25 protein-coding genes and 2 rRNA genes are annotated in these 25659 nt (G+C 63.0%); 12 read left to right on the top strand and 15 right to left on the bottom strand.

Annotated features, from left to right (window positions below; translation table 11 throughout):
- Positions 1-77: 77 nt before the first annotated feature.
- From BLS50_RS13635 to BLS50_RS13655, 5 genes are all read left to right on the top strand, one after another.
- Positions 78-2959, top strand: a 23S ribosomal RNA gene (locus BLS50_RS13635).
- A 181-nt stretch (positions 2960-3140) separates the two neighbouring features.
- Positions 3141-3253, top strand: a 5S ribosomal RNA gene (rrf, locus tag BLS50_RS13640).
- 241 nt (positions 3254-3494) lie between these two features.
- Positions 3495-3899, top strand: a complete 405-nt coding sequence (gene cueR / locus BLS50_RS13645; RefSeq protein ID WP_074802809.1) for a Cu(I)-responsive transcriptional regulator — start codon at positions 3495-3497, stop codon at positions 3897-3899.
- Between the two features lie 215 nt (positions 3900-4114).
- Positions 4115-4261: a DUF3563 family protein gene (locus BLS50_RS13650; protein WP_006478295.1), complete on the top strand. Its 147-nt coding sequence runs from the start codon at positions 4115-4117 to the stop codon at positions 4259-4261.
- A gap of 114 nt (positions 4262-4375) precedes the next feature.
- On the top strand, positions 4376-4744 hold the full coding sequence (locus tag BLS50_RS13655; RefSeq protein WP_074802418.1) for a hypothetical protein: 369 nt from the start codon (positions 4376-4378) through the stop codon (positions 4742-4744).
- 15 nt (positions 4745-4759) lie between these two features.
- On the opposite strand, the gene BLS50_RS13660 is transcribed toward BLS50_RS13655, so the two are convergent.
- Positions 4760-5605, bottom strand: a complete 846-nt coding sequence (locus BLS50_RS13660; RefSeq protein ID WP_074802419.1) for a 23S rRNA (adenine(2030)-N(6))-methyltransferase RlmJ — start codon at positions 5603-5605, stop codon at positions 4760-4762.
- A gap of 111 nt (positions 5606-5716) precedes the next feature.
- The gene (locus tag BLS50_RS13665) at positions 5717-6688 is read right to left on the bottom strand and encodes a potassium channel beta subunit family protein (protein WP_074802420.1); all 972 of its coding nucleotides are present in this window, start codon (positions 6686-6688) and stop codon (positions 5717-5719) included.
- Between the two features lie 164 nt (positions 6689-6852).
- On the opposite strand from BLS50_RS13665, the gene BLS50_RS13670 reads away from it, so the two are divergent.
- Entirely contained in the window at positions 6853-7641 is a 789-nt protein-coding gene (locus tag BLS50_RS13670) for a 3-hydroxybutyrate dehydrogenase (RefSeq protein WP_006478299.1), read from the top strand.
- A gap of 124 nt (positions 7642-7765) precedes the next feature.
- Here the strand turns inward: BLS50_RS13670 and BLS50_RS13675 are convergent, their stop codons facing one another.
- Positions 7766-8965, bottom strand: coding sequence for an amino acid aminotransferase (locus tag BLS50_RS13675; protein WP_006478300.1), 1200 nt, complete (start codon positions 8963-8965; stop codon positions 7766-7768).
- A 259-nt stretch (positions 8966-9224) separates the two neighbouring features.
- Between BLS50_RS13675 and uvrB the strand changes: the two genes are divergently transcribed.
- From uvrB to BLS50_RS13705, 5 genes are all read left to right on the top strand, one after another.
- A complete protein-coding gene (gene uvrB / locus BLS50_RS13685; RefSeq protein WP_027807217.1) occupies positions 9225-11315 on the top strand; it encodes an excinuclease ABC subunit UvrB in 2091 nt (696 codons plus the stop codon).
- A gap of 226 nt (positions 11316-11541) precedes the next feature.
- Positions 11542-12093, top strand: coding sequence for an iron transporter (locus BLS50_RS13690; protein WP_006483880.1), 552 nt, complete (start codon positions 11542-11544; stop codon positions 12091-12093).
- Between the two features lie 55 nt (positions 12094-12148).
- Entirely contained in the window at positions 12149-12481 is a 333-nt protein-coding gene (locus BLS50_RS13695; RefSeq protein ID WP_006478303.1) for a cupredoxin domain-containing protein, read from the top strand.
- 58 nt (positions 12482-12539) lie between these two features.
- The gene (locus BLS50_RS13700; protein WP_027784952.1) at positions 12540-13382 is read left to right on the top strand and encodes an FTR1 family iron permease; all 843 of its coding nucleotides are present in this window, start codon (positions 12540-12542) and stop codon (positions 13380-13382) included.
- Complete coding sequence (locus BLS50_RS13705; RefSeq protein WP_053525977.1) at positions 13379-14776, top strand: 4Fe-4S binding protein; 1398 nt, start codon at positions 13379-13381, stop codon at positions 14774-14776. Before BLS50_RS13700 ends, BLS50_RS13705 begins: the two co-directional genes overlap by 4 nt.
- 278 nt (positions 14777-15054) lie before the next feature.
- Here BLS50_RS13705 and hemP read toward each other — a convergent pair whose 3' ends face one another.
- From hemP to BLS50_RS13720, 3 genes are all read right to left on the bottom strand, one after another.
- Positions 15055-15300, bottom strand: coding sequence for a hemin uptake protein HemP (gene hemP, locus BLS50_RS13710; protein WP_011549397.1), 246 nt, complete (start codon positions 15298-15300; stop codon positions 15055-15057).
- Between the two features lie 139 nt (positions 15301-15439).
- The gene (locus BLS50_RS13715) at positions 15440-15922 is read right to left on the bottom strand and encodes an SRPBCC family protein (RefSeq protein ID WP_006478307.1); all 483 of its coding nucleotides are present in this window, start codon (positions 15920-15922) and stop codon (positions 15440-15442) included.
- A gap of 97 nt (positions 15923-16019) precedes the next feature.
- Positions 16020-16892, bottom strand: a complete 873-nt coding sequence (locus BLS50_RS13720) for a pirin family protein (RefSeq protein WP_053526001.1) — start codon at positions 16890-16892, stop codon at positions 16020-16022.
- Positions 16893-17013: 121 nt separating this feature from the next.
- Here BLS50_RS13720 and BLS50_RS13725 point away from each other — a divergent pair, with 121 nt between their 5' ends.
- The gene (locus BLS50_RS13725; protein ID WP_006478309.1) at positions 17014-17988 is read left to right on the top strand and encodes a LysR family transcriptional regulator; all 975 of its coding nucleotides are present in this window, start codon (positions 17014-17016) and stop codon (positions 17986-17988) included.
- 384 nt (positions 17989-18372) lie between these two features.
- Here the strand turns inward: BLS50_RS13725 and BLS50_RS13730 are convergent, their stop codons facing one another.
- The 9 genes from BLS50_RS13730 to BLS50_RS13770 form a co-directional block, all read right to left on the bottom strand.
- On the bottom strand, positions 18373-18801 hold the full coding sequence (locus BLS50_RS13730; RefSeq protein ID WP_006478310.1) for an ExbD/TolR family protein: 429 nt from the start codon (positions 18799-18801) through the stop codon (positions 18373-18375).
- Positions 18802-18814: 13 nt separating this feature from the next.
- Positions 18815-19549 carry a MotA/TolQ/ExbB proton channel family protein gene (locus tag BLS50_RS13735; protein WP_006483875.1) on the bottom strand — a complete coding sequence of 245 codons (735 nt, stop codon included), beginning with the start codon at positions 19547-19549 and terminating at the stop codon, positions 18815-18817.
- Between the two features lie 35 nt (positions 19550-19584).
- Entirely contained in the window at positions 19585-20316 is a 732-nt protein-coding gene (locus tag BLS50_RS13740) for an energy transducer TonB (RefSeq protein ID WP_006478312.1), read from the bottom strand.
- 218 nt (positions 20317-20534) lie between these two features.
- Entirely contained in the window at positions 20535-20771 is a 237-nt protein-coding gene (locus tag BLS50_RS13745) for a (2Fe-2S)-binding protein (RefSeq protein WP_006482749.1), read from the bottom strand.
- Between the two features lie 151 nt (positions 20772-20922).
- Entirely contained in the window at positions 20923-21780 is an 858-nt protein-coding gene (gene murI / locus BLS50_RS13750; protein WP_074802421.1) for a glutamate racemase, read from the bottom strand.
- A 34-nt stretch (positions 21781-21814) separates the two neighbouring features.
- Positions 21815-22291 (bottom strand): bacterioferritin, encoded by a 477-nt coding sequence (bfr, locus tag BLS50_RS13755; protein WP_006478315.1) that lies wholly within the window; start codon positions 22289-22291, stop codon positions 21815-21817.
- Positions 22292-22484: 193 nt separating this feature from the next.
- Positions 22485-24008 carry a fumarate hydratase gene (locus BLS50_RS13760; protein WP_006478316.1) on the bottom strand — a complete coding sequence of 508 codons (1524 nt, stop codon included), beginning with the start codon at positions 24006-24008 and terminating at the stop codon, positions 22485-22487.
- Between the two features lie 44 nt (positions 24009-24052).
- The gene (locus tag BLS50_RS13765) at positions 24053-24637 is read right to left on the bottom strand and encodes a TIGR00645 family protein (RefSeq protein ID WP_074802422.1); all 585 of its coding nucleotides are present in this window, start codon (positions 24635-24637) and stop codon (positions 24053-24055) included.
- A 112-nt stretch (positions 24638-24749) separates the two neighbouring features.
- Complete coding sequence (locus BLS50_RS13770) at positions 24750-25658, bottom strand: DMT family transporter (protein ID WP_074802423.1); 909 nt, start codon at positions 25656-25658, stop codon at positions 24750-24752.
- Position 25659: the final 1 nt, after the last annotated feature.

Consider the following 25659-nt stretch of genomic DNA (forward strand, 5'->3'; position numbering starts at 1 on the left):
GGACCGACATCAATTGGAATACGGCACAACGCGAGAACTCAACCTGTAGCGGCTGTCGAGAGACAGACTCGTTATAGGGTCAAGCGAACAAGTGCATGTGGTGGATGCCTTGGCGATCACAGGCGATGAAGGACGCGGTAGCCTGCGAAAAGCTACGGGGAGCTGGCAAACGAGCTTTGATCCGTAGATGTCCGAATGGGGAAACCCACTCCTTTTGGAGTATCCATGGCTGAATACATAGGCCATGTGAAGCGAACGCGGTGAACTGAAACATCTAAGTAACCGCAGGAAAAGAAATCAACCGAGATTCCCAAAGTAGTGGCGAGCGAAATGGGATGAGCCTTGCACTCTTTATTTGTATTGTTAGCCGAACGCTCTGGAAAGTGCGGCCATAGCAGGTGATAGCCCTGTAGGCGAAAACAGTATGAAAGAACTAGGTGTGCGACAAGTAGGGCGGGACACGTGAAATCCTGTCTGAAGATGGGGGGACCATCCTCCAAGGCTAAATACTCGTGATCGACCGATAGTGAACCAGTACCGTGAGGGAAAGGCGAAAAGAACCCCGGGAGGGGAGTGAAATAGATCCTGAAACCGCATGCATACAAACAGTCGGAGCCTCGTAAGGGGTGACGGCGTACCTTTTGTATAATGGGTCAGCGACTTACGTTCAGTAGCAAGCTTAACCGTATAGGGCAGGCGTAGCGAAAGCGAGTCCGAATAGGGCGTTCAGTTGCTGGGCGTAGACCCGAAACCAGGTGATCTATCCATGGCCAGGATGAAGGTGCGGTAACACGTACTGGAGGTCCGAACCCACTAACGTTGAAAAGTTAGGGGATGAGCTGTGGATAGGGGTGAAAGGCTAAACAAACCTGGAAATAGCTGGTTCTCTCCGAAAACTATTTAGGTAGTGCCTCGTGTCTCACCTTCGGGGGTAGAGCACTGTCATGGTTGGGGGGTCTATTGCAGATTACCCCGCCATAGCAAACTCCGAATACCGAAGAGTGCAATCACGGGAGACAGACATCGGGTGCTAACGTCCGGTGTCAAGAGGGAAACAACCCAGACCGCCAGCTAAGGTCCCCAAATATAGCTAAGTGGGAAACGAAGTGGGAAGGCTAAAACAGTCAGGAGGTTGGCTTAGAAGCAGCCACCCTTTAAAGAAAGCGTAATAGCTCACTGATCGAGTCGTCCTGCGCGGAAGATGTAACGGGGCTAAGCTATATACCGAAGCTGCGGATGCGAGCTTTGCTCGCATGGTAGGAGAGCGTTCCGTAAGCCTGCGAAGGTGCCTTGTAAAGGGTGCTGGAGGTATCGGAAGTGCGAATGCTGACATGAGTAGCGATAAAGGGGGTGAAAGGCCCCCTCGCCGTAAGCCCAAGGTTTCCTACGCAACGTTCATCGGCGTAGGGTGAGTCGGCCCCTAAGGCGAGGCAGAAATGCGTAGCTGATGGGAAGCAGGTCAATATTCCTGCACCATTGTTAGATGCGATGGGGGGACGGATCGCGGAAGGTTGTCCGGGTGTTGGAAGTCCCGGTCGCTGCATTGGAGAAGGCGCTTAGGCAAATCCGGGCGCGTAATTCAAGGGTGTGGCGCGAGCTCCCTAGGGAGCGAAGCAATTGGAAGTGGTTCCAAGAAAAGCCTCTAAGCTTCAGTCTAATGATGACCGTACCGCAAACCGACACAGGTGGGCGAGATGAGTATTCTAAGGCGCTTGAGAGAACTCGGGAGAAGGAACTCGGCAAATTGGTACCGTAACTTCGGGATAAGGTACGCCCTTGTAGCTTGACTGGCCTGCGCCAGGAGGGTGAAGGGGTTGCAATAAACTGGTGGCTGCGACTGTTTAATAAAAACACAGCACTCTGCAAACACGAAAGTGGACGTATAGGGTGTGACGCCTGCCCGGTGCCGGAAGATTAAATGATGGGGTGCAAGCTCTTGATTGAAGTCCCGGTAAACGGCGGCCGTAACTATAACGGTCCTAAGGTAGCGAAATTCCTTGTCGGGTAAGTTCCGACCTGCACGAATGGCGTAACGATGGCCACACTGTCTCCTCCCGAGACTCAGCGAAGTTGAAGTGTTTGTGATGATGCAATCTACCCGCGGCTAGACGGAAAGACCCCATGAACCTTTACTGTAGCTTTGCATTGGACTTTGAACCGATCTGTGTAGGATAGGTGGGAGGCTATGAAACCGGAACGCTAGTTTCGGTGGAGCCGTCCTTGAAATACCACCCTGGTTTGTTTGAGGTTCTAACCTTGGCCCGTGATCCGGGTCGGGGACAGTGCATGGTAGGCAGTTTGACTGGGGCGGTCTCCTCCCAAAGCGTAACGGAGGAGTACGAAGGTACGCTAGGTACGGTCGGAAATCGTGCTGATAGTGCAATGGCATAAGCGTGCTTAACTGCGAGACCGACAAGTCGAGCAGGTGCGAAAGCAGGTCATAGTGATCCGGTGGTTCTGTATGGAAGGGCCATCGCTCAACGGATAAAAGGTACTCTGGGGATAACAGGCTGATACCGCCCAAGAGTTCATATCGACGGCGGTGTTTGGCACCTCGATGTCGGCTCATCTCATCCTGGGGCTGTAGCCGGTCCCAAGGGTATGGCTGTTCGCCATTTAAAGAGGTACGTGAGCTGGGTTTAAAACGTCGTGAGACAGTTTGGTCCCTATCTGCCGTGGGCGTTGGATATTTGAAGGGGGCTGCTCCTAGTACGAGAGGACCGGAGTGGACGAACCTCTGGTGTACCGGTTGTCACGCCAGTGGCATCGCCGGGTAGCTATGTTCGGAAGAGATAACCGCTGAAAGCATCTAAGCGGGAAACTCGCCTTAAGATGAGATATCCCTGGGGACTAGATCCCCTTGAAGGGTCGTTCGAGACCAGGACGTTGATAGGTCAGGTGTGTAAGCGCAGTAATGCGTTCAGCTAACTGATACTAATTGCCCGTAAGGCTTGATCCTATAACAAGTCTGTCTCGATAGCCGTTAGCGCTTCAGCGCTTACGGATATCGAGCGTCGAGTGCAAAGCACTCGACGTACTGCGGTTGAAGTACCGCGTACGTGTGAGATACAGCTCACAACCTCAATTACTGCTTCTTCCAAGATTGGTTGCGCTGCGAAGCAACGCAACAACCCCCTTTGCCTGATGACCATAGCGAGTCGGTCCCACCCCTTCCCATCCCGAACAGGACCGTGAAACGACTCTACGCCGATGATAGTGCGGATTCCCGTGTGAAAGTAGGTAATCGTCAGGCTCCCTCAAGCCAAGAACCCCCGCCCGACAAGGCGGGGGTTTTTGCGTTTCGGCGCTCAAAAAGCATGCGGCGAAGCGCCGTCATAACCCGCCGTTACGCACGCCAGGTCAGACCGTCTGCGCTCCTGCTGCCAAGCCTTCCCCAGAACGAAACCACGCGATTTGATACGATCGAACTGTCGTCGATGAGGGTATCCATCGACGTTCGTGTTCGAAACCAGGGCTTCATGAAGGGGGCGGGAATGAATATCGGCGGCGCGTCGCGCGAATCCGGCGTCAGTGCAAAAATGATCCGGTACTACGAACAGGTCGGTCTTCTTGCGCCCAGCAAACGGACCGATGCCGGCTACCGGATCTACGGGGCGGACGAAATCCATATCCTGCGGTTCATCCGTCAGGCGCGACGACTTGGCTTTCTCGTCGAAGACATTCGCAAGCTGCTGATGCTCTGGCAGGATCGCTCACGCGCCAGCGCCGAAGTGAAATCGATTGCTCTCGAGCACGTGGCCGAACTCGACAGACGTATCGCCGAATTGAGCGACATGCGCGACACGCTGGTCGATCTGGCCGCGCACTGTCATGGTGACGGTCGGCCCGAATGCCCGATTTTGGCGCGCTTGGCTGACTCTGTCGGCGACCCAAATTAGTGCGCGCTCTCGCGCCTCAAAACAGGCTTCGCCCTGACATCTATATAAATCAATGAGTTAGATGTGGTCCACATGCCAACATTCCAAAATGGAATGGGCGCCATGCAAGGATTTCACTAGCATCTTGGTGCGGGGTCGCTATAATTCGGGATAACCCTATACGGGAAATCCCTGAATCTCGATTCACCAGGGGTCCCTCTTCCTTGGAGAACGTCATGATCGCCTACATCGTCGAAAAGCTGAGCAACTGGTTCGAATCCGCAGAACGTGAACGCCGTGAGGCTTACCTCGCCACGTCGTCGGATATCGTCCAGCTCGAGAGCCGCATCCGCTCGCTCGAAACCAACGGTTACTCGCTGTAATCGGAGTCACCGTCAGGTGCCGCGTGGCACCGAACGATAAGCAAGCCCCGTATTGACGGGGCTTTGTTTTTTTGTGCGCCGGATCTGGCGAAATCGTCGGTGCAGCGCTATGGTATGGACCTGCTTTTCATCCTGAAGGTCACGATCATGCGTTTGTGTGTCGATGTGCGTCGCAGTGCCCGCGCGCGTCTCGTTCTGGGTGCGGTCGTGCTCGTCCATGGCCTCGCGGCCGGTGCCGCGACGACGTCCAAGCCGCTCGTTCTCGATACGCAGCGCGGTATCCAGGACGGCAAGGGCGGGTTGGTATTGCAGACGGCGCCGTTGTCTTCCGAGCCGATCGTCGAGCCGGCAGGCATGCGGGCGCCAGCCGGGCAGGCGCCGAACACGTCGGTTCCGCTGTTCGTCGCGCCATATATCAATGTTCCCGCGTGGAGCGGGCAGCCGGCCAACCAGCCCAGGCTCGCGCCGAGACCGCAGCCGTAACGACCGGTCGCCCGATCAGTTGCCGCGGTGCTCGATCTGAAAGCGGGCGCCGCTATCCTGTCCCAGCTTCTCGACCAGATAGGGCAGTACCTCTTTCATGCTCTGGGCGAGCGTATACGGCGGATTCAGGATGAACATCCCGCTGCCGTAGAGACCCAGTCCGTCGGTCGGCGGATTCGACACCGTCAGCGTCAGGTGCAGCCAGTTGTTCGGCTGCAGACGCTTCAACTGCTCGGGAAAGCGCTGCGATTCCGTCCGCGTGACCTGCGGATACCAGATGGCATAGCAGCCGGTCGAGAAACGCTTCAGGCATTCCGTCACGCAGCTCACCGTGCGCGCGTAATCCTTCTTGTCCTCGTAGGACGGATCGATCAGCACGAGTGCACGTCGCGGCGGCGGCGGCAGCAGCGCCTTGATACCTTCGAAGCCGTCGCCGGCGAAGATCATCGCGCGTCGCCCGGCATCGCGGAAATTGTGGCGCAGCACATCGATTTCCGTCGTATGCATTTCGAACAGGCGCATCCGGTCCTGCTCGCGCATCGACCGCCATGCGATGTACGGGGAGCCCGGGTAGAAGTGCAGTTCGCCGTCGTCGTTCAGCGCGCGGACTTCGTCCACATAATCGCCCAGCACCTCCGGCAGGTTCTTTTCGTTCCACAGCCGGCCGATGCCGGTATCGAATTCCGACGTCTTCGCTGCATAACCGTCGCGCAGCGAGTACACGCCGGCGCCTGCGTGCGTATCGATGTACCAGTACGATTTGTCTTTCTTGTTCAAGTAGCGCAGCAGCTGGACGACGACGGCGTGCTTGAGCACGTCCGCGTGGTTGCCTGCATGAAAACCGTGACGATAACTGAGCATGGCTGGCTGCCTGAAACGAAAGGTGAATCGATGAAAACGGTCGATCGTGCGCGGCCGTGAGGCTGGGCGCCGATGCGGCCGCGTATTGTACGCGAGTGGCCGTGAGTCGCCTTACTCGTATGCATCGCCGACCACCGCCTCGATGCGCTGCTTCACGTCCGGCGTCAGCTTCGCGGCAACCTCGAGCGCGCGCATGTTGTCGCCGATCTGGTCGACCCGCGATGCACCCGTGATGACCGAACTCACGCGCGGATTCGCGAGCACCCACGCGATTGCCAACTGGCCGGTGCTGCAGCCGAATTCGGCCGCAATTTCGCCGAGCCGTTCGACGACGTCGTTGGCGGCCGGATCGGTCAGGCGTTCGCGCATCCAGTCGTAGCCTTGCAACTGCGCCCGGCTGCCGGCGGGTACGCCGTTGCGGTACTTGCCGGTGAGCAGGCCCGACGCCAACGGGCTCCAGGTCGTGAGCCCAAGACCGTAATCGTCGTAGAGCCGCGCATATTCCTGTTCGACCCGGGTGCGGTGAAACAGGTTGTACTGCGGTTGTTCGACGACGGGCTTGTGGAGATGATGCCGCTCGGCAATCTCGCATGCCGCGCGGATTTCGTCGGCGCTCCATTCCGACGTGCCCCAGTACAGCGCCTTGCCGCGCACGATCATGTCGCTCATCGCCCAGACGGTTTCCTCGATCGGCGTATGCGGATCGGGGCGATGGCAATAGACGAGGTCGACATAGTCGAGCTGCAGCCGGCGCAGCGAGCCGTCGATCGCGTTCAGCAGGTACTTCCGGTTCAGCGTGTGATACTGGTTCGGGGCTTCTGCGAGCCCCCAGAAGAACTTCGTGGACACGATATAACTGACGCGTGGCCAGTCGAGCGACTTGAGCGCATGGCCCATGATTTCCTCGGATTTGCCGCCGGCGTAGACCTCGGCGTTGTCGAAGAAATTGACGCCTGCATCACGTGCCGCGGCGAGGCATTCGCGCGCGACCCGCTGGTCGACCTGGTTGCCGTATGTCACCCACGAACCGAGTGAAAGCTCGCTGATCTGCAGGCCGGAGCGGCCTAGCCGTCGATAGTGCATGAGACTCTCCTGCTGAACGGAACCGACCTTAAGCTTAGACGTTTTGCGCACGAACGGCGGGGCCGATCGTGCACAATGACGGCTGGCACGCTGATCCGATTTCGCGATGAACGCGGATGCGGCGGGTGCGTGTTTCATCGATCCGATAACGGAAGGAGACGGACATGGCAGCAGATCTGAGCGGCAAGACCGCAGTCGTCACGGGCGCCGCGAGCGGCATCGGCAAGGAAATCGCGCTGGAGCTGGCCAAGGCCGGCGCGGCCGTCGCGATCGCCGACCTGAACCAGGACGGCGCGAACGCGGTCGCCGACGAGATCAACAAGGCAGGCGGCAAGGCGATCGGCGTCGCGATGGACGTGACCAACGAAGACGCCGTGAACAGCGGCATCGACAAGGTGGCCGAAGCGTTCGGCTCGGTCGACATCCTCGTGTCGAACGCCGGCATCCAGATCGTCAACCCGATCGAGAACTATTCGTTCTCCGACTGGAAGAAGATGCAGGCGATCCACGTGGACGGCGCGTTCCTGACGACGAAGGCCGCGCTCAAGCACATGTACAAGGACGATCGCGGCGGCGTCGTGATCTACATGGGTTCGGTGCACTCGCACGAAGCGTCGCCGCTGAAGTCGGCATACGTGACGGCCAAGCATGGCCTGCTCGGTCTGGCCCGTGTGCTGGCGAAGGAAGGCGCGAAGCACAACGTGCGCTCGCACGTCGTGTGTCCGGGCTTCGTGCGCACGCCGCTGGTCGACAAGCAGATTCCGGAGCAGGCGAAAGAGCTCGGCATCAGCGAAGAGGAAGTGATCAAGAAGGTGATGCTGGGCAACACGGTCGACGGCGTGTTCACGACGGTGCAGGACGTCGCGCAGACGGTGCTGTTCCTGTCGGCGTTCCCGAGCGCCGCGCTCACCGGCCAGTCGGTGGTGGTCAGCCACGGCTGGTTCATGCAGTAACGCGGGTGCGGGCGGTGTCGCCGCCCGCCGCGCTGGACTGGACGGCACAAAAAAACGCGCTCCGTGGAGCGCGTTTTTCATGTCGGCAGGGCGGGGCCGGTGACGGCTGCCGCCCGGCACGGCTTTACTTCAGGACCGCTGCGACCGCATTGGCGACCGCGTCCAGGTTGCGCGTGTTCAGCGCGGCGACGCAGATCCGGCCCGTGCCGACCGCATAGATGCCGAACTCATCGCGCAGGCGATCGACTTGTGCCGAGGTCAGGCCCGAATACGAGAACATCCCGCGCTGCGCGTTGATGAAGCTGAAATCGCGGTCGACGCCGCTTGCCTTCAGGCGCTCGACGAGACCATTGCGCATCGCGCGGATGCGATCGCGCATTTCGCCGAGTTCCTGCACCCACGAAGCGTGCAGTTCCGGCGATGCGAGCACGGCTGCGACCACCGCGCCGCCGTGGGTCGGCGGGTTCGAGTAGTTCGTGCGGATCACACGCTTCAGTTGCGACAGCACGCGCGTGGCTTCTTCCTTGCTCGACGTGATGATCGACAGCGCGCCGACACGCTCGCCGTACAGCGAGAACGACTTTGAGAACGACGACGACACGAACGCGTTCAGGTCGGCCGCGGCAAACAGGCGCACGGCGGCGGCATCGGCTTCGATGTTCTCGCCGAAGCCCTGGTAGGCCATGTCGAGGAACGGCACGAGGTTGCGCGCCTTCACGACGTCGACGACCTGTTGCCATTGCGCTTCGGTGAGGTCCACGCCGGTCGGGTTGTGGCAGCACGCGTGCAGCACGACGACCGTGCCGGCCGCGTAGCCGTTCAGCGCCGACAGCATGCCTTCGAAGTTCACGCCGTTCGTGGCCGCATCGTAATACGGGTACGCGACGACTTCGAAGCCGGCCGCTTCGAACAGCGCGCGGTGGTTTTCCCAGCTGGGATCGCTGATCGCGACCTTCACGTTCGGATTCAGGGTGCGCAGGAAATCGGCGCCGATCTTCAGCGCGCCCGTGCCGCCCAGTGCCTGGGCCGTGACCACGCGGCCCGCCGCGATCAGCGGCGAGTCGTTGCCGAGCAGCAGCTTCTGCACGGCCGCATCGTAGGCGGCGATCCCGTCGATCGGCAGGTAGCCGCGCGGCAGGCCGGCCTCGACACGTGCCTTCTCCGCGTCGCGCACCGCGCGCAGCAGCGGAATCTTGCCGTCTTCGTTCGTGTACACGCCGACGCCGAGGTTGACCTTGGTCGGACGCGCATCGGCGTTGAAGGCTTCGTTCAGGCCCAGGATCGGGTCGCGGGGAGCAAGCTGGACAGCGGAGAAGAGCGACATGATGATTCGGCAGTAGTGAAAAGAGGGTCAGGCTTTCAGCCGGCGGGGCGGGCGCAGTGGACCGCGCCCACGGCGCGACGCCGGGAAGCGCAGCAGCCTGACATTGTAGCGAATTCGTGGGGGCAGGGGCGGTGATTCCGTCGCGATTCGGGCGGCGAATCGCGATTCGGGGCGGCCGTCCCGCGTCAGGAGCCGACAGCAGTTCGCGCGGCCGCGAAGCGCTAGAATGCTTTCTTTGCCCTTGCTCCGGCCGCATTCCATGTCCGAACATCATGCCGAAGTCGGCGACGCGCTCGACGAATCCAAATTCGTCACTTTCGAAGGGTCGCCGTTCCAGCTTTACCAGCCCTATCCGCCCGCGGGCGACCAGCCGACCGCGATCGACACGCTCGTCGAAGGCGTCGGCGACGGCCTTGCCTTCCAGACGCTGCTCGGCGTAACCGGTTCGGGCAAGACCTTCACGATGGCCAACACGATCGCGCGGCTCGGCCGCCCGGCGATCGTGTTCGCGCCGAACAAGACGCTCGCGGCCCAGCTTTACGCGGAGTTTCGCGAGTTCTTCCCGCGCAACGCGGTCGAGTATTTCGTGTCGTACTACGACTACTACCAGCCTGAGGCCTACGTGCCGCAGCGCGACCTGTTCATCGAGAAGGATTCGTCGATCAACGAGCACATCGAGCAGATGCGGCTGTCGGCGACGAAGAGCCTGATGGAGCGTCGCGACGTGGTGATCGTCGCGACGGTTTCGGCGATCTACGGTATCGGCAATCCGTCCGAATACCACCAGATGATCCTGACGCTGCGCGCCGGCGACAAGCTCGGCCAGCGCGACGTGATCGCGCGATTGATCGCGATGCAATACACGCGCAACGAGCAGGACTTCCAGCGCGGCACGTTCCGCGTGCGCGGTGACACGATCGACATCTTCCCGGCCGAACACGCGGAAATGGCGGTGCGCGTCGAGCTGTTCGACGACGAAGTCGAGACGCTGCAGCTGTTCGACCCGCTGACCGGGCGCGTGCGGCAGAAGATTCCGCGTTTCACCGTGTATCCGTCGTCGCACTACGTGACGCCGCGCGATACCGTGATGCGCGCGGTCGAGACGATCAAGGACGAACTGCGCGAACGGCTCGAGTTCTTCCATCGCGACGGCAAGCTCGTCGAGGCGCAGCGCCTCGAGCAGCGCACGCGCTTCGATCTCGAAATGCTGCAGGAGCTCGGCTTCTGCAAGGGCATCGAGAACTATTCGCGGCATTTCTCGGGCGCGGCGCCCGGCGATCCGCCGCCGACACTCGTCGACTACCTGCCGCCCGACGCGCTGATGCTGCTCGACGAATCGCACGTGCTGATCGGCCAGCTGAACGGCATGTACAACGGTGACCGCGCGCGCAAGGAAAACCTCGTCAATTACGGGTTCCGCCTGCCGTCGGCGCTCGACAACCGGCCGCTGAAGTTCCCCGAGTTCGAGCGCAAGATGCGCCAGGTCGTGTTCGTGTCGGCCACGCCGGCCGACTACGAGAAGCGCGTGACGGGGCAGATCGCCGAGCAGGTCGTGCGGCCGACCGGCCTCGTCGATCCGGAAATCGAAGTGCGCCCGGCGAGCTCGCAGGTCGACGACGTGCTGACCGAGATCAACGCGCGCGTGAAGGCCGGCGAGCGCGTGCTGATCACCGTGCTGACGAAGCGCATGGCCGAACAGCTGACCGAGTTCCTGGCCGACCATGGCGTCAAGGTGCGTTACCTGCACAGCGACATCGATACGGTCGAGCGCGTCGAGATCATCCGCGACCTGCGGCTCGGCACGTTCGACGTGCTGGTCGGGATCAACCTGCTGCGCGAGGGCCTCGACATTCCCGAAGTGTCGCTCGTCGCGATCCTCGACGCGGACAAGGAAGGCTTCCTGCGCGCCGAGCGCTCGCTGATCCAGACGATCGGCCGCGCCGCGCGGAACGTGAACGGCAAGGCGATCCTCTACGCGGACAACATGACCGAGTCGATGAAGCGCGCGATCGGCGAAACCGAGCGGCGCCGCGCGAAGCAGATCGCCTACAACGAAAAGATGGGCATCACGCCGCGCGGCGTCGTGAAGCGCATCAAGGACATCATCGACGGCGTCTACAACGCCGACGACGCGCGTGCGGAGCTGAAGGAGGCGCAACAGCGCGCGAAATTCGAGGACATGTCGGAAAAACAGCTCGCGAAGGAAATCAAGCGTCTCGAGAAGCAGATGGCCGACTACGCGAAGAACCTCGAATTCGAGAAGGCCGCCGCGACCCGCGACCAGCTTGCCGTGCTGCGCGAACGCGTGTTCGGCGCGAACGTCGGCGACCACATCAGCGGCGGCCGGTAACTCTTTCCAAGCGTCACCGAATCTTTTGGTAAAGCGCCTGTAAGCCTTGTCGGATCAGGGGTTTACGGCGCTCTCCGTTTGTTCCGAAACAGGTTCGGTGCTAAACTCCGCATGTATTGAGAATAGTTCGCATTAACGTTCTTCGTCGCGTTAGTGTTTCCAGCGGGCGGCCCCGGCGGCGGCTCGCATGTCGTCAAGATAGTCAGACAAATAACAAGGAGTGTCCATGTTGGGTTCTTCGTTCATCCGCACGACGGTTGCGGTAGCGGCGGCGCTTGCCGCGATGTCGGCCTCGGCTGCCGAGTATCCGATCGGCAAGCAGCAGATCCAGGGCGGCATGGAAATCGGCGCGGTGTATCTGCAGCCGATCACGATGGACCCGGAAGGCATGATGCGCAAGGCGTCGGATTCCGACATTCACCTCGAGGCCGACATTCATGCGGTCAAGAACAACCCGACCGGTTTCGCGGAAGGTGACTGGATGCCGTACCTGCAGGTCACGTACAAGCTGACGAAGCAGGGCGACACGAAGTGGAAGGCCGAAGGCGACCTGATGGGCATGGTCGCGAGCGACGGCCCGCACTACGGCGACAACGTGAAGCTCGCCGGCCCGGGCAAGTATCACCTGACGATGGTCGTCAAGCCGCCGATGCAGTCGGGTCACATGGCGTTCGGTCGCCACGTCGACAAGGAAACGGGCGTGGGCCCGTGGTTCAAGCCCATCACGCTCGAGTACGACTTCCCGTTCGCCGGTATCGGCAAGAAGGGCGGTTACTGATCGGTGGCATCACGAACGGCGCGCTTCGGCGCGCCGTCGGCGTAGAGAACCCAGAATGAAAATTCCCCAGAAAATCGTTGCCGCGGCCGCTGCGCTGTGGCTTGCCGGCGCGGCGCATGCAGCCGATCTGCCGACGTTCAAGCTCGAGATGACGGATGGCAAGCTGAATCCGGCCCGCATCGAAGTGCCGGCCGGCCAGCGTTTCAAGATCGAGATCCGGAACACCGGCAAGGGCGCCGCCGAATTCGAGAGCGTGCAGTTGCGCAAGGAGAAGGTGCTCGCGCCGGGCGCCGATTCGTTCGTGGTCGTCGCCCCGTTGTCGCCGGGCGAATACAAGTTTTTCGACGATTTCCACCAGCAGGCACAGGGCGTGATCGTCGCGAAGTAACGCGTTTTATCTGCGCGCGGGCGCACCAGTCCCTTGCGCCGCGCGTCAGGAGGTATCGATGGGTCAGATCTTGTTCATCGTCTGGCGGGAGAGCGTCGAAGCGCTGCTCGTCGTCGGCATTCTCTATGCATGGCTGAAAAACGGCGACGACGACGCGCGCCGCGGCCTGCCTTTCCTCTGGGCCGGCGTCGGCGTCGGCCTGCTGATGGCCGTCGGCCTCGGCGCCGCGCTGGTCGGGTTCACCGAAGTGTTGTCCGGCGACGCGCAGGACTATTTCCAGACGGCGATGGTGCTGATCGCGTGCGTGCTGATCGTGCAGATGGTGCTGTGGATGCGCCGGCACGGCCGCACGCTCAAGCGCGACATGGAGCAATCGCTGCAGCAAAGCACGCGCGATTCGAACTGGTGGGGCGTCGCGGTGCTGGTCGCGCTCGCGATCGCGCGCGAAGGCAGCGAGACGGTGATCTTCCTGTACGGCCTCGGGTTCGGCCAGTCGGGTCATGTCGACGGTAGCCAGATGCTCGCGGTCGTGATCGGCCTCGGCCTCGCGTTTCTCACCTTCTATCTGCTGCAGCTCGGCGGCAAGTACTTCTCGTGGCGGCATTTCTTCCGCGTCACCGAAGTGATGCTGCTGTTCCTCGGCGCGGGCCTGTTCCAGACCGGCGTCGACAAGCTGATCGACAAGGAAATCCTGCCGCTCGGCATCTCGCAGGTGTGGGATACGTCCGCGATCCTCGATGATTCGGGCACGTTCGGTTCGCTCGTCGCGACGCTGACCGGCTATCGCGCGCACCCGGCGCTGACCAACCTGGTGGCCTATGCGGTGTACTGGGCGGTCGTCTGGTTGTTGATGAAGCGCGCGAGCCGCCGTCCGGCCGTTGCAGCGGGTCGCGCGGCATGAGCGTTGTCGCCGCCGTCAAGCCGGGCTGGCTCGCGCAGGCCGGCCAGTGGATGCAGCGCCACGGTGCGCTGATCCGCGGTATCCAGTGGATCGTCGTCGCCGTCTACGCGTTCCTGATCATCGTGCCGGCCGTGTTGCCGCTGCCTGACGATTCCGCGCATCTCTGGAACAACCTCACGCTCATCGCGCAATTCGCGTTCTGGGGCATCTGGTGGCCGTTCGTGCTGCTGTCGATGGTGATGCTCGGCCGCGTGTGGTGCGGCGTGCTGTGCCCGGAGGGCGCGCTCACGGAATATGCGAGCAAGTTCGGCCGTGGCGGCCCGATTCCGCGCTGGATCCGGTGGGGCGGCTGGCCGTTCGTCGCGTTCGGCATCACGACGATCTACGGGCAGATGGTCAGCGTGTACCAGTACCCGCTCGCGGTGCTGTTCGTGCTCGGCGGCTCGACCGTCGGCGCGATCGTGATCGGCCTGTTGTACGGCCGCGAGAAACGCGTGTGGTGCAAGTACCTGTGCCCGGTCAACGGCGTGTTCGGGCTGCTCGCGCGGCTCGCGCCGATGCGCTACAAGGTCGACGAGGATGCGTGGCGCCGTTCGTACAAGAACGGCGAGCACGGCCATCGCGTGATTCCGATCAACTGCGCGCCGCTCGTGCCGTTGCGCAACATGAAGGGCGCGGCGGACTGCCATATGTGCGGCCGCTGCAGCGGGCACCGCGACGCGATTTCGCTGTCGCTGCGCTCGCCGTCCGACGAAGTCGTGAACCTCGGTGCGGAGCGGGCCAACCCGTGGGACACCGCACTGATCCTGTACGGCCTGCTCGGCGTGGCGATCGGCGCGTTCCACTGGACCGTCAGCCCGTGGTTCGTGCAGATCAAGCAATGGCTCGCGGGCTGGCTGATCGATCACGACATCACGTGGCCGCTCGAGACCAATGCACCGTGGTTCCTGCTCACGCACTACCCGGACCGCAACGACGTGTTCTCCTGGCTCGATGGCGGGCTGGTCGTCAGCTACATCGTCGGCACGGGGCTCGTGTACGGCACGGCGCTGCTGGTGTTGCTGGCCGGCGCGACGCTGATGCTCGGCCGCTTCGATCGCGTGCGCCTGCATCACCTCGCCCAGGCGTTGATCCCGATCGCGGGGGCGGGCGTGTTTCTCGGGCTGTCGGCCACGACGCTGTCGCTGCTGCGCGCCGAGCATGTGCCGCTCGGCTGGGCAACCGATGTGCGCATCGCGATTTTGGTCGGCGCCAACGTATGGAGTGCGTGGCTCGCGTGGAAGGTGACGGGGCGCTATGCGGCGTGGCCGCGCCGGCTCGCGGCATTCGCATGGTTCGCCGTCGGGCTGGCGGTCGTCGACAGCGCATGGTGGTTGATGTTCTGGGGGTTCTGAAGCGGTTCGCATGCCGCTTCCTTCGGCTGTCGTGCATTGACGCAGCCACATACATACAGGCGGTATGCTTCGCACATTGGCTGCCCAAACAAAAAAGCGACACGTCCTTCGACATGTCGCTTTTTTCTTCCTTGTGCGAGAACCAAAAAAGTGGCTTGGCTTGCTGCAACGGCTGCTTGAGTGTGTTTGCACGAAGGGGTCTAGATCTCGCGTGCAAGCCGTTACGCTGGCTACTGCCCAACACCTCTCAGGGAGGTGGTCCCCACAATACTCGGTCGTTACTTCGTCAGGATCAGTTTGCCGAGCCGCGTGGCCCGCAACTGGTAAGTCTCTCCGTTATGCGCGATGCTGATGTGGCTATGGCCTTGCAGCAGCGTATCGCTGTTGACGACCCGCGTGCCTGCATCGCGGTTGCCGGCGGGTTTCGCCGGCGTGGTGACCGCTGCCGTCTTCTGACGGCTGCTGGCTGCGGTGCTGGTGGTGCGGCGCAGGGTCAGCGTGGTCGGGCGCATGGTGTCGGTCATTCGGTTTGATCGGTGACTGTCGATACGATGGAATGAATTCTAAATGATAACTATTCCCATTTACAAAAACTCTTTATCGATCGATAAGTCTGGTCTGATAGTTTGAATCAAAGCGGCGGCCCGCAGGCCGCCGCCGGGCTCAGTGCAGCGGATCGGGGTCCTTGCGACCTTGCGCGTACTCGCGGATCAGGCGAACGGTGTCGATATCCGACGTGCGGTACGCCTCCTTGACGATCCCGTGCGTCTGTCGCGCTTCTTCGCTGTCGTCCGTGACCGTCAGCGTCGTGCGGTACTCGAAACGCAGGAACAGTTGGCGGTCGTCGCGCTCCTCGATCGTCATCGTCAGCGAGCCGCCGATCTCACCATCGGCCGCGCGGATGTCATAGCGGACCTGCTGGTTCGGCGTGAACGTCACGTGGTCGCGCACGGTCGCGTGGCCGTAATGGAGTTCGCGTTCGAGCGTCGTGTCGGTCCGTTCGTGGATGACGCAGCTGTCGAGGCCGATCACGAACAGTTGCGGCTGTTCGGCACGCAATACGAGGCCTTCCCAGAGCTGGTCGCGGGTGAGGCTCGGCACGCCCGGTTCGTCGGAGTTGATCTGGATCAGGTGTTCGAAGTTCAAGGGGCGGGTTCCTTCTGGTGGCGGCTGGCCACATGGTTCAAGAACTTATTGTGACGCAAAACCATCGGCTTCGCGGCCCCTGTGACCCCGATCCGATTCACGCTTCGATGCGACCCATGCGACCGGTCTGGTAGTCGACGACGGCCTGCCGGATCTCTTCCTCGGTATTCATCACGAACGGGCCGTAGCGGACGATCGGCTCGTTGAGCGGCACGCCGCCGATCAGCAGCAGGTCGAGCGACGTGTCGCCGGCAGCGAACGTGACGGTGTCGCCATCGTCTCCGTAGACGATCATGTGCCGTGCGTCGACCGCCTGCCTGTCAGGCCCGTAGAGGCCCGTTCCGTCGATCGGATAGGCAAACACGCGATAACCGGCCGGCACGGGCTGGGTGACCGTTGCACCCGGCTCCAGCGTGAAGTGCTGGTAGAGAATCGGCGTGCGCGTCTCGATCGCGGCCTGTACGCCGAATGCTTCGCCGGCGATGACGCGCACGCGCGCGCGGCCGTCCGGCGACGTCGCGGTCGGAATGCGGGCGGCCGGGATCTCCTGGTAGCGCGGTGCGATCATCTTGTCGCGGCGCGGCAGGTTGACCCACAGCTGGAAGCCGTGGGAACGCCCGCCTGCCTCGGCGAACGCCGGATCCGGCATCTCGCTGTGCACGACGCCGGCGCCGGCCGTCATCCACTGCACGTCGCCGGGGCCGAGCGTGCCGGTATGGCCGGACGAGTCGCGATGGCGGAAGCGCCCGTCGAGCGCGTACGTCACGGTCTCGAAGCCGCGATGCGGATGATCGGGCGCGCCCACGGCTTCGCCGGGGGCGTAGTCGACGGGGCCCATTTCATCGAGCAGCAGGAACGGATCGAAGTCCATCAGCAGCCGCGTCGGGAACGGACGGTGAACCACGAAACCGCCGCCTTCGGTGGTGCGAAGCGCGGGGTAGGTACGATCAAGCGAGCGAGCGGTGGTCATGGGAAGCCCTCGAAATCATCGGAATAGCGTTATTTTTGAAACATAGCGCTATTATATTGGGCGTTTTCCCGTCCGATTTGCGGCCGTCCGCAATGGATTGTTCTGAAATTGGAACGATGAGATGAATATCGATGCACATAACCTGAACGACCTGATGTACTTCTCGCAGGTTGTCGAACATGGCGGCTTCTCGGCCGCCGAGCGCGTGCTGGGCATCTCGAAATCGCGTCTGTCGCGACGCCTGACCGAGCTCGAGGCGGCGCTCGGCGTGCGCCTGCTGCAGCGTTCGACGCGCAAGCTCGCGCTGACCGAGGCGGGGGAGTTGTTCTACCAGCATTGCCAGGCGATGCTCGCCGAAGCGCAGGCCGCGATGAACGCCGTGCAGCAGTTGCGCGCGTCGCCACGCGGCTCGGTGCGCGTCAGCGTGCCGGTGACGCTGTCGCAGACGATGCTGTCGCGCATCCTGCCCGAATTCCTGCGCCGCTATCCCGAGGTGAAGGTGCATGTCCGCGTGACGAATCGCGTGATCGACCTGTTCGAGGATTCGATCGACGTCGCGTTGCGCGTGCGCTCCGAGCCGCCGCAGAACGCCAACATCGTCGTGCGGCCGCTGTGGCGCACCGAGCAGATGCTGGTCGGCGCGCCGAGCCTGCTGAGCCAGAATGCGCCGCCGCTGGCGCCGGACGACCTGACCGGCTTCGAGACGCTCGATACGCCGAGCGTCGACGGCCGGCACGTATTCAACCTGATCGCGCCGGATGGAACGCGCCACGTGCACGAGCATGATCCGCGGCTCGTGACGGCCGACCTGATGACGATCCGCGAGGCCGTGCTCGATGGCCTCGGCATCGCCGCGCTGCCGGAGATGATGTACGGCAACGCGCTGCGCGCGGGGCAACTGTCGCCCGTGATGCCGGGCTGGACGCTGCCGGTGCCGCAGCTGTACGCGGTGTTCGTGTCGCGGCAGGGGATGCCGCCCGCGGTCCGTGCGTTCGTCGATTACCTGGTCGAGAAGCTCGACCATGGCGCGTACAAGGAGCCGGGTTGCCCCGAGCGCGCGAAGCAGGAAGCCGCGGCCGATGTTTCGGCGACCTGAACACGGCGTGCACGACGACGCAAATTTGTTTTGTCATTGAAGCGTCGTCTGCAATCGCAAGTTTCAATCGCCGGAACCTTGAATGCGTGCGCGGGCGGGCCTATATTGAAATCCCATTTCGTGAAGGAAGTTCTGAGCGAAATCAGGTGGCCGCATATATTGCGAGCCAGATAGGGCAGAACGCGCAGTCCGTGCAGACCACGGCAGAGTCGCATTTGCGTTGCTCGAGGCGTAACCGATACCGCCGAAGAGCCCGCCGCCCGAAGGCGCCCGCGTGCGCATGAAAAAAGGCCTTCATCTGGCGATGAAGGCCTTTTACTTTGTGAGGGGCCGGCTAGGTGCGGCCGGCTAAGTGCGCAGTTGCGACTGCGAGACGTATGCGCGTTACTTCGCTTTTGCACCCGGCTCCGTCACGAAGCCGAGCTTCGTCAGCCCGCCTGCCTGCGCATCCGACATCACTTCCGCGACGTGCTCGTACGCAACCTTGCGATCCGCGCGCAGATGCAGCTCCGGCTGCGGCGTGCGTTTCGCGGCTTCCGCGATGCGCGCCTGCAACTGTTCGCGCGTGACCGTGTGGTCGTCCCACAGGATCGTGCCGTCGCCCTGGATCGCGACGTCGACGGTCTGCGGCTTTTCGTCGACGGGCTGGCTGCTGGCGTGCGGCAGGTCGATCTTCACCGCATGCTGCATCGCCGGGATCGTCACGAGAAAAATGATCAGGAGTACGAGCATGACGTCGACGAGCGGCGTCATGTTGATCTCGCTCATCACGGCATCGTCGTCATCGTCGCTGAAACCGGTGTTCATGGCCATGGTTCACCTCGTCTCAGCTGGCGGCGCGCGATGCGAGACGCAGACCGTCGCGCGTCGACGACGACGCGAGGCTCGCACCCGTCACGAAGTACGCGTGCAGACCGTGCGCGAAGCGGCGCAGCTTGCTGACGACGCCCTTGTTCGCGCGGGTCAGCGCGTTGTAGCCGAGCACCGCGGGAATCGCGACGAACAGGCCGAAGGCCGTCATGATCAGCGATTCGCCGACCGGGCCCGCGACCTGGTCGATCGACGTCTGGCCGGTGGCGCCGATGGCGAGCAGCGCGTGGTAGATGCCCCAGACCGTGCCGAACAGGCCGACGAACGGCGCCGTGCTGCCGACCGAGGCGAGGATCGCGAGGCCGCTCTGCATGCGCGAGATGCCTTCGTCCATCGTGTCCTTCAGGCAGCGCGTGACCCAGTCCGACACGTCCATGCGGTCATGCAGGTGCGGTTGCGTCTGATGGTGGTGGTCGGCGGCTTCCTTGCCCGACAGCGCGAGCGCGAGGAACGGGTTGTCGTTCGGCGTCGATGCGGCGAGGCCGAGCTTCTTGATGCCGTCGTCGAAATTGTCGGAATGCCAGAATGCCTGTTCGGCGTTCTTCGTGAGGCGGTTCAGGCGAATCACGTTCCAGCCCTTGATGACGATCACGATCCACGACAGGACCGACATCACGAGCAGCGTGATCGCAATGGCGCGCGTGACGAAATCACCTTGCGCCCAGACGTGCGCGATACCGTAGCTTTGCATTTTTTGTTTCCTTTGAATCTTCCGGATGAGGCAGGTTAGTCGGTGAGCCCGAAGCTGTAGGGCTGTGTGCGGGCGGCGCGGATCGCCTGGCCGTTCTCGACGTACGGACGGCAGGTGGTCGAGCGCATCGCGTCGAGTGCGGCATCGTCGAGGCGCGGATAGCCGCTGCTCTTCTGCAGATCGATGCTTTCGATCTTGCCGGTCACGCCGACGACGAAGTGAACATAGGCGGTACCCGATTCGCCGCGGCGGCGCGACATCGACGGATAGTCGGGCTTCACGAAGTTGCATTGGAGCGTCGGCACGTTCTTCGGCGCGCTGACCTGCATCGTTTCGCGCGCCGGGCCCGGCGTGGCGGCTGGTGCCGCGGGAGCGGGCGCGGCCGGAGCAGGCGTTGGGTCGGCGGCAGGCGCGGGTGTGGGCGACGGAGCCGGCGAGGGCGCAACCGGCTGCGGCGTCGGCTTTGCCGCCTTCTGCACCGGCTTCGGCTCGACCTTCGGCTTCACGCGCGGCACGGGCTTCGGCGGTGCGGGCTGCGGGATCGACTCGGCCGCGACCTGCTGCGCGATCGGCGCAGGCGTGATGAGCTGCGCGGTGATCGTCTGGACCTCGACCGATTTCGGCGGCGGCGCGTTGCGATGGAGCCACGCGGCCGTCAGCATGATCGCGTGTGCGGCAAGCACACCGACCGCGACGACGATCACTCGGGGATTCATACGTGGTGCAGCCGGCATGGCGCCGGCAGGAGCGAGATGCGAAGCCTGCATGTTAGCTTGAAAGAACGACGTCGCACCCGGGGCGCGGCAGGTGAATCGGCATCACTTGCGGAAGATCAGCAGCGAGATGCAAACGGTGGTTACGAATCCGATCAGCAATTCCATCACAGGCTCCTTGACAGGTAAGCCGTTGGCTCGCGCGGACGGTGGCTTGCTGACGGTCAAAACAAAAAATGCGGCCTGGGCCGCATGCGCACGCTCGGCGCCGCTCAGGCCGCCTTGCGGTCGTAGAACGTGACCGGGATCGGATGAGCATGATGCTCGACACCGCACCGGCTCGCGCAGACGCCTTGTTCGGCCATGAGGTCGCGTACGGACTCCTCGCACTTGCCGCAGCACGTGGCCACGCCGAGCTCGAACTGGAGTTCATCGAAAGAGTTCACGCCCTCGGCGAGGGACGCGCGAATCTTGCGATCGGAAACAGACTTGCACACGCAGACGATCATGATGAGTTGCGATAGCTAACGTTAATGCGAATTATTATCATTAATTTTGCGGGTGTTGACAAGCCTGGGTCGGGCTTTTTTTAAGGTCATCGGACCCTTGAAACGGCGGGGGCGGGGAAGCCGGGGCGGGGAGCCGGCGCGCCGGCCAGCGTCAGGCGGTCGCGCAGGCGCGCGCGTTCGGCGAGGAAATGGTGACGGATTCGACCGGGGCGTCGAGGCCGAGCAGCGTGGACGCGAGCGCGTGCAGTTGCAGACCGTCGCTCGTCGAGCAGAAGCGCGGCGGCGCGGCATGCGTGCCGGCCGGCGCGCGCAGGCCGCGTTCGTCGAGCACCCGCGCGAGCTGGCGGGCGATGGCATCGCTCGTGTCGACGATCGTCAGGCGCTCGCCAACAAGGTCACGAATCGTTTCTGTGAAGAACGGGTAATGCGTGCAGCCGAGTACCAGCGTATCGGCACCGTCGTCGAGCATCGGCTGGATGTAACGCTCGAGCAACGCGCGCAACGCGGGCGAGTTCGTGTCGCCGCGTTCGATCGCTTCGACGAGCCCGTGGCCGGGTTGGCAGATGAAGCGGCGGCCGGCGCCGTAGCGGTCGAGCAGCGCCTGGAAGCGCGGGCTGTTCAACGTCGATTGCGTGGCGAGGACGCCCGCGACGCCGGTCGCGGACAGCGCGGCGGCCGGCTTGATGCCCGGCTCGACGCCGACGAGCGGAATCGACAGGCGTTCGCGGATGGCCGCGATCGCCCGTGCCGTTGCCGTGTTGCACGCGATGACGAGCGCTTTCGCGCCTTCGCGGGCGAGCCACTCGCCAATGGCCAGCGTGCGTTCCGTGATGAAGGCCTCGTCGCGCGGGCCATATGGCGCGTGGTGCGAGTCGGCGACGTAGACGAACGATTCGTCGGGCAGGTGCGCGCGTGCGGCGCGCAGCACCGACAGGCCGCCGAGCCCCGAGTCGAAGATGCCGACAGGGGCGGCGGCGCGCAGCGCGGTAGCGTGGGACGGGTTCGTCATCGTCAGGCGGGCGGCGGACTGGCGGGCAGGGCGATTACTCGGCCGAACCCATCATCGTTTGCTGATAGTTCTGCAGGCCGACCTTGCCGATCAGGTCGATCTGCGTTTCGAGCCAGTCGATGTGCTCTTCGGTGTCGTCGAGGATCTTCTCGAAGATCTCGCGCGACACGTAGTCGCGTACCGATTCGCAGTAGGCGATCGCTTCCTTGCAGGTGGACTGCGAGATCTGCTCGAGCTTCAGGTCGCACTTCAGGATCTCTTCGGTTTCCTCGCCGACGAGCAGCTTGTGCAGGTCCTGCAGGTTCGGCAGGCCGTCGAGCATGAACACGCGCTCGATCAGCCAGTCGGCGTGCTTCATTTCGCCGATCGACTCGTCGTATTCGTGCTTGCCGAGCTTGTCGAGGCCCCAGTGCTTGTACATGCGCGCATGCAGGAAGTACTGGTTGATCGCCGTGAGTTCATTCTTCAGTTGGGCGTTCAGATATTCGATGACTTTCTTGTCGCCTTGCATGGCTGTTCCTTGTTCAGTGGGGCTTCAGAAACCGAACGATAATCGCTCGAACGAGAAAAGCCAAGCCTCGAAGCCTTGTCGGGCCTGCCTTTTGCGTGTAATGAGAATCAGCCTTGAATAACCGGCCGCGCACAATAATGAGAATGAGAAGTAAAAAGGCCGGACTCGCGTCCGGCCTTTCGTTCGATCGCGCTTAAGCGGTGGCGACCGGGATCTTGCCGATCTTCGCCTGCCATTCCTTCGGACCCGTCTGGTGCACCGACGTGCCCGACGAATCGACGGCGACCGTCACCGGCATGTCCTGCACGTCGAACTCGTAGATCGCTTCCATGCCGAGGTCTTCGAACGCGAGCACCTTCGCGCCGCGGATCGCCTTCGACACGAGGTAGGCCGCGCCGCCGACCGCCATCAGGTAGGCCGCCTTGTGCTTCTTGATCGCGTCGATCGCGACCGGGCCGCGTTCGGCCTTGCCGACCATCGAGATCAGACCCGTCTGAGCGAGCATCGTCTCGGTGAACTTGTCCATGCGCGTGGCCGTCGTCGGGCCGGCCGGGCCGACCACTTCGTCACGCACCGGATCGACCGGGCCGACGTAGTAGATCACGCGGTTCGTGAAATCGACCGGCAGCTTCTCGCCCTTCGCGAGCATGTCGGCGATGCGCTTGTGCGCGGCGTCGCGGCCGGTGAGCATCTTGCCCGACAGCAGCAGCGTCTGGCCCGGCGTCCAGCTTGCGACTTCTTCCGGCGTCAGCGTGTTCAGGTCGACGCGCTTGCTGGTTTCCGTGTTCGGTTCCCACTGCACCTTCGGCCAGGCGTCGAGCGACGGCGCTTCCAGCTTGGCCGGGCCCGACCCGTCGAGCACGAAGTGCGCGTGGCGCGTGGCCGCGCAGTTCGGGATCAACGCGACCGGCTTCGACGCCGCGTGCGTCGGCGCCGCCATGATCTTCACGTCCAGCACGGTCGCGAGGCCGCCGAGGCCCTGCGCGCCGATGCCGAGCGCGTTGACCTTCTCGTGCAGTTCCACGCGCAGTTCCTCGACCCAGTCCTTCGGGCCGCGCGCGATGATTTCCTGGATGTCGATCGGCTCCATCAGCGATTCCTTCGCCATCAGCATCGCCTTCTCGGCGGTGCCGCCGATGCCGATCCCGAGCATGCCCGGCGGGCACCAGCCGGCGCCCATCGTCGGGACCGTCTTCAGCACCCAGTCGACGATCGAATCGGACGGGTTCAGCATCACGAACTTCGACTTGTTCTCCGAGCCGCCGCCCTTCGCCGCGACCTGCACGTCGACCTTGTCGCCCGGCACGATCTCGTAGTGGATCACGGCCGGCGTGTTGTCCTTCGTGTTCTTGCGGGCGCCTTCCGGCGGATTGACGATCGACGCGCGCAGCACGTTGTCCGGGTGCGTGTAACCGCGGCGCACGCCTTCGTTGATCATGTCGGTGAGGCCCATCGTCGCGCCGTCCCAGCGCACGTCCATGCCGACCTTCACGAAGATCGTCACGATGCCGGTGTCCTGGCAGATCGGGCGCTTGCCTTCCGCGCACATGCGGCTGTTCGTGAGGATCTGCGCGATCGCGTCCTTCGCCGCCGGGCTCTCTTCCAGCTCGTACGCGCGGCCGAGGGCCTGGATGTAGTCGAGCGGGTGGTAGTAGCTGATGTACTGCAGCGAATCCGCGATGCTCTGGATCAGGTCTTCCTGTTTGATGACGGTCATGGCTGAGACTCTGTGGGGACAGTAGGGAAGGGTTTGCCGACGGTTCAGGCCGCCGGTCGGGACGCCGCGGGCGCGTGCGCCTCGTGGAAATGGGCCGGGTGCGTGTGCGTCGTCAGGCGATCGACCCACGCCATCACGAGCGCCGACACGAGGAACGACACGTGGATGATCACCTGCCACATGATCGCGTGCGTCGTGTGCTGGTCGGGGTTGATGAAGGTCTTCAGCAGGTGGATCGACGAAATGCTGATCAGCGCCATCGACAGCTTGACCTTCAGCACGCCCGCGTTCACGTGGTCGAGCCATTCGGGCTCGTCGGGATGGCCCTCGATGCCGAGCCGCGACACGAACGTTTCATACCCGCCGACGATCACCATGATCAGCAGGTTCGAGATCATCACCACGTCGATCAGGCCGAGCACCGCGAGCATCACGCTGATTTCGTCGAGGCCGGTCGCATGCGACAGCAGGTGCCAGACTTCCTTCAGGAACAGGAACACGTAGACGCCCTGCGCGACGATCAGGCCGAGGTAAAGCGGAACCTGGAGCCAGCGGCTCATGAAAATCAGCGCGGGAAGGGGGCGAAGCGGGCGGCGGCCGGGATGGCCGGGCGAATGCGGGGCGGACATGTCGGGGTACGGGCGCGGTGCGCAGGTATCGGGGGTAATCTTGAAAAGGCGCGCTATTGTAACGCGTCGGCCGGCGCCGCTGCAGCGACGCGCCGGCCCTGCCGGGGACGGATCAGGAAGCGGCCGCCGGCACGCGTTTCACGCGCAGGCTCGCGAGCACGATGCCGGTGACGACACAGGCGAGCGCGATGCCGTGCGCGAGCGTCGGGCGCTCGCCGAGGAACGCGATGCCGTACGCGGCCGCGGCGATCGGCAGCACCGCGCTGAACACGCCGGCGAGGCTGCCCGGCACGTGCCGGATGCCCTTCATCCACAGCCAGAACGAGAAGATGCTGGCCGACAGCCCGTACCAGACGACGAGCGCCCAGGTGCCGGCCGGCACGCTCGCGTAATCGAAGCGCCACAGCGCGGTTGCGCCGAGCGGCAGCATCAGGAACAGGCCGAACAGGTGGGTGTACGCGCAGATGTCGATCGGCGCGAGCGTTTGCGTGAGCCGGCGCGACAGGATCACGTAGATCGATTCGCAGCACACCGCGCCGAGGATCAGCAGGTTGCCCGCCAGCGAGCCGGACGCATCGCCCTGCGCGCCGTGGCCGGCCGCACTGCCGTTGGCTAGGTTGATCGTCACGACGCCGACGATCGCGAGCGCGATCGACACGAGCGCACGGCCGTTCGGTTTTTCACGCAGGATCAGCCACGCGAACAGCGCGACGATCGCCGGGATCGTGCTCGTGATGACGCCCGCGGCCACCGCGCTCGTGCGCTGTACGCCGTTGAGCATCAGCAGCGTGAACATGAAGGTGCCGAAGAACGCCTGCAGGAACAGGTTCAGCCATTCGCCGCGCTTGACCGCGCGCATCTTCACGGGGCTGAACAGCGGCCACAGCACGGCGATCGCGATCACGAAGCGCAGCGTGGCGAGGATGGCGACCGGGACGAATACAACGATGGATTTACCAATACCGACGTTGCTGCCGACGAACAGCATCGACAGGATGAGGAAGAGGGCGTAGCGATTCAAG

It is taken from the genome of Burkholderia orbicola (genome assembly GCF_900100915.1).
Taxonomy (GTDB): Bacteria; Pseudomonadota; Gammaproteobacteria; order Burkholderiales; family Burkholderiaceae; genus Burkholderia; species Burkholderia orbicola.

Bases quoted from the DNA above. Each gene is read 5' to 3' on its own strand.
- cueR (WP_074802809.1), top strand. From the start codon at position 3,495: ATGAATATCGGCGGCGCGTCGCGCGAATCCGGCGTCAGTGCAAAAATG.
- BLS50_RS13650 (WP_006478295.1), top strand. From the start codon at position 4,115: ATGATCGCCTACATCGTCGAAAAGCTGAGCAACTGGTTCGAATCCGCA.
- BLS50_RS13655 (WP_074802418.1), top strand. From the start codon at position 4,376: ATGGACCTGCTTTTCATCCTGAAGGTCACGATCATGCGTTTGTGTGTC.
- BLS50_RS13660 (WP_074802419.1), bottom strand. From the start codon at position 5,605: ATGCTCAGTTATCGTCACGGTTTTCATGCAGGCAACCACGCGGACGTG.
- BLS50_RS13665 (WP_074802420.1), bottom strand. From the start codon at position 6,688: ATGCACTATCGACGGCTAGGCCGCTCCGGCCTGCAGATCAGCGAGCTT.
- BLS50_RS13670 (WP_006478299.1), top strand. From the start codon at position 6,853: ATGGCAGCAGATCTGAGCGGCAAGACCGCAGTCGTCACGGGCGCCGCG.
- BLS50_RS13675 (WP_006478300.1), bottom strand. From the start codon at position 8,965: ATGTCGCTCTTCTCCGCTGTCCAGCTTGCTCCCCGCGACCCGATCCTG.
- uvrB (WP_027807217.1), top strand. From the start codon at position 9,225: ATGTCCGAACATCATGCCGAAGTCGGCGACGCGCTCGACGAATCCAAA.
- BLS50_RS13690 (WP_006483880.1), top strand. From the start codon at position 11,542: ATGTTGGGTTCTTCGTTCATCCGCACGACGGTTGCGGTAGCGGCGGCG.
- BLS50_RS13695 (WP_006478303.1), top strand. From the start codon at position 12,149: ATGAAAATTCCCCAGAAAATCGTTGCCGCGGCCGCTGCGCTGTGGCTT.
- BLS50_RS13700 (WP_027784952.1), top strand. From the start codon at position 12,540: ATGGGTCAGATCTTGTTCATCGTCTGGCGGGAGAGCGTCGAAGCGCTG.
- BLS50_RS13705 (WP_053525977.1), top strand. From the start codon at position 13,379: ATGAGCGTTGTCGCCGCCGTCAAGCCGGGCTGGCTCGCGCAGGCCGGC.
- hemP (WP_011549397.1), bottom strand. From the start codon at position 15,300: ATGACCGACACCATGCGCCCGACCACGCTGACCCTGCGCCGCACCACC.
- BLS50_RS13720 (WP_053526001.1), bottom strand. From the start codon at position 16,892: ATGACCACCGCTCGCTCGCTTGATCGTACCTACCCCGCGCTTCGCACC.
- BLS50_RS13725 (WP_006478309.1), top strand. From the start codon at position 17,014: ATGAATATCGATGCACATAACCTGAACGACCTGATGTACTTCTCGCAG.
- BLS50_RS13730 (WP_006478310.1), bottom strand. From the start codon at position 18,801: ATGGCCATGAACACCGGTTTCAGCGACGATGACGACGATGCCGTGATG.
- BLS50_RS13735 (WP_006483875.1), bottom strand. From the start codon at position 19,549: ATGCAAAGCTACGGTATCGCGCACGTCTGGGCGCAAGGTGATTTCGTC.
- BLS50_RS13740 (WP_006478312.1), bottom strand. From the start codon at position 20,316: ATGCAGGCTTCGCATCTCGCTCCTGCCGGCGCCATGCCGGCTGCACCA.
- BLS50_RS13745 (WP_006482749.1), bottom strand. From the start codon at position 20,771: ATGATCGTCTGCGTGTGCAAGTCTGTTTCCGATCGCAAGATTCGCGCG.
- murI (WP_074802421.1), bottom strand. From the start codon at position 21,780: ATGACGAACCCGTCCCACGCTACCGCGCTGCGCGCCGCCGCCCCTGTC.
- bfr (WP_006478315.1), bottom strand. From the start codon at position 22,291: ATGCAAGGCGACAAGAAAGTCATCGAATATCTGAACGCCCAACTGAAG.
- BLS50_RS13760 (WP_006478316.1), bottom strand. From the start codon at position 24,008: ATGACCGTCATCAAACAGGAAGACCTGATCCAGAGCATCGCGGATTCG.
- BLS50_RS13765 (WP_074802422.1), bottom strand. From the start codon at position 24,637: ATGTCCGCCCCGCATTCGCCCGGCCATCCCGGCCGCCGCCCGCTTCGC.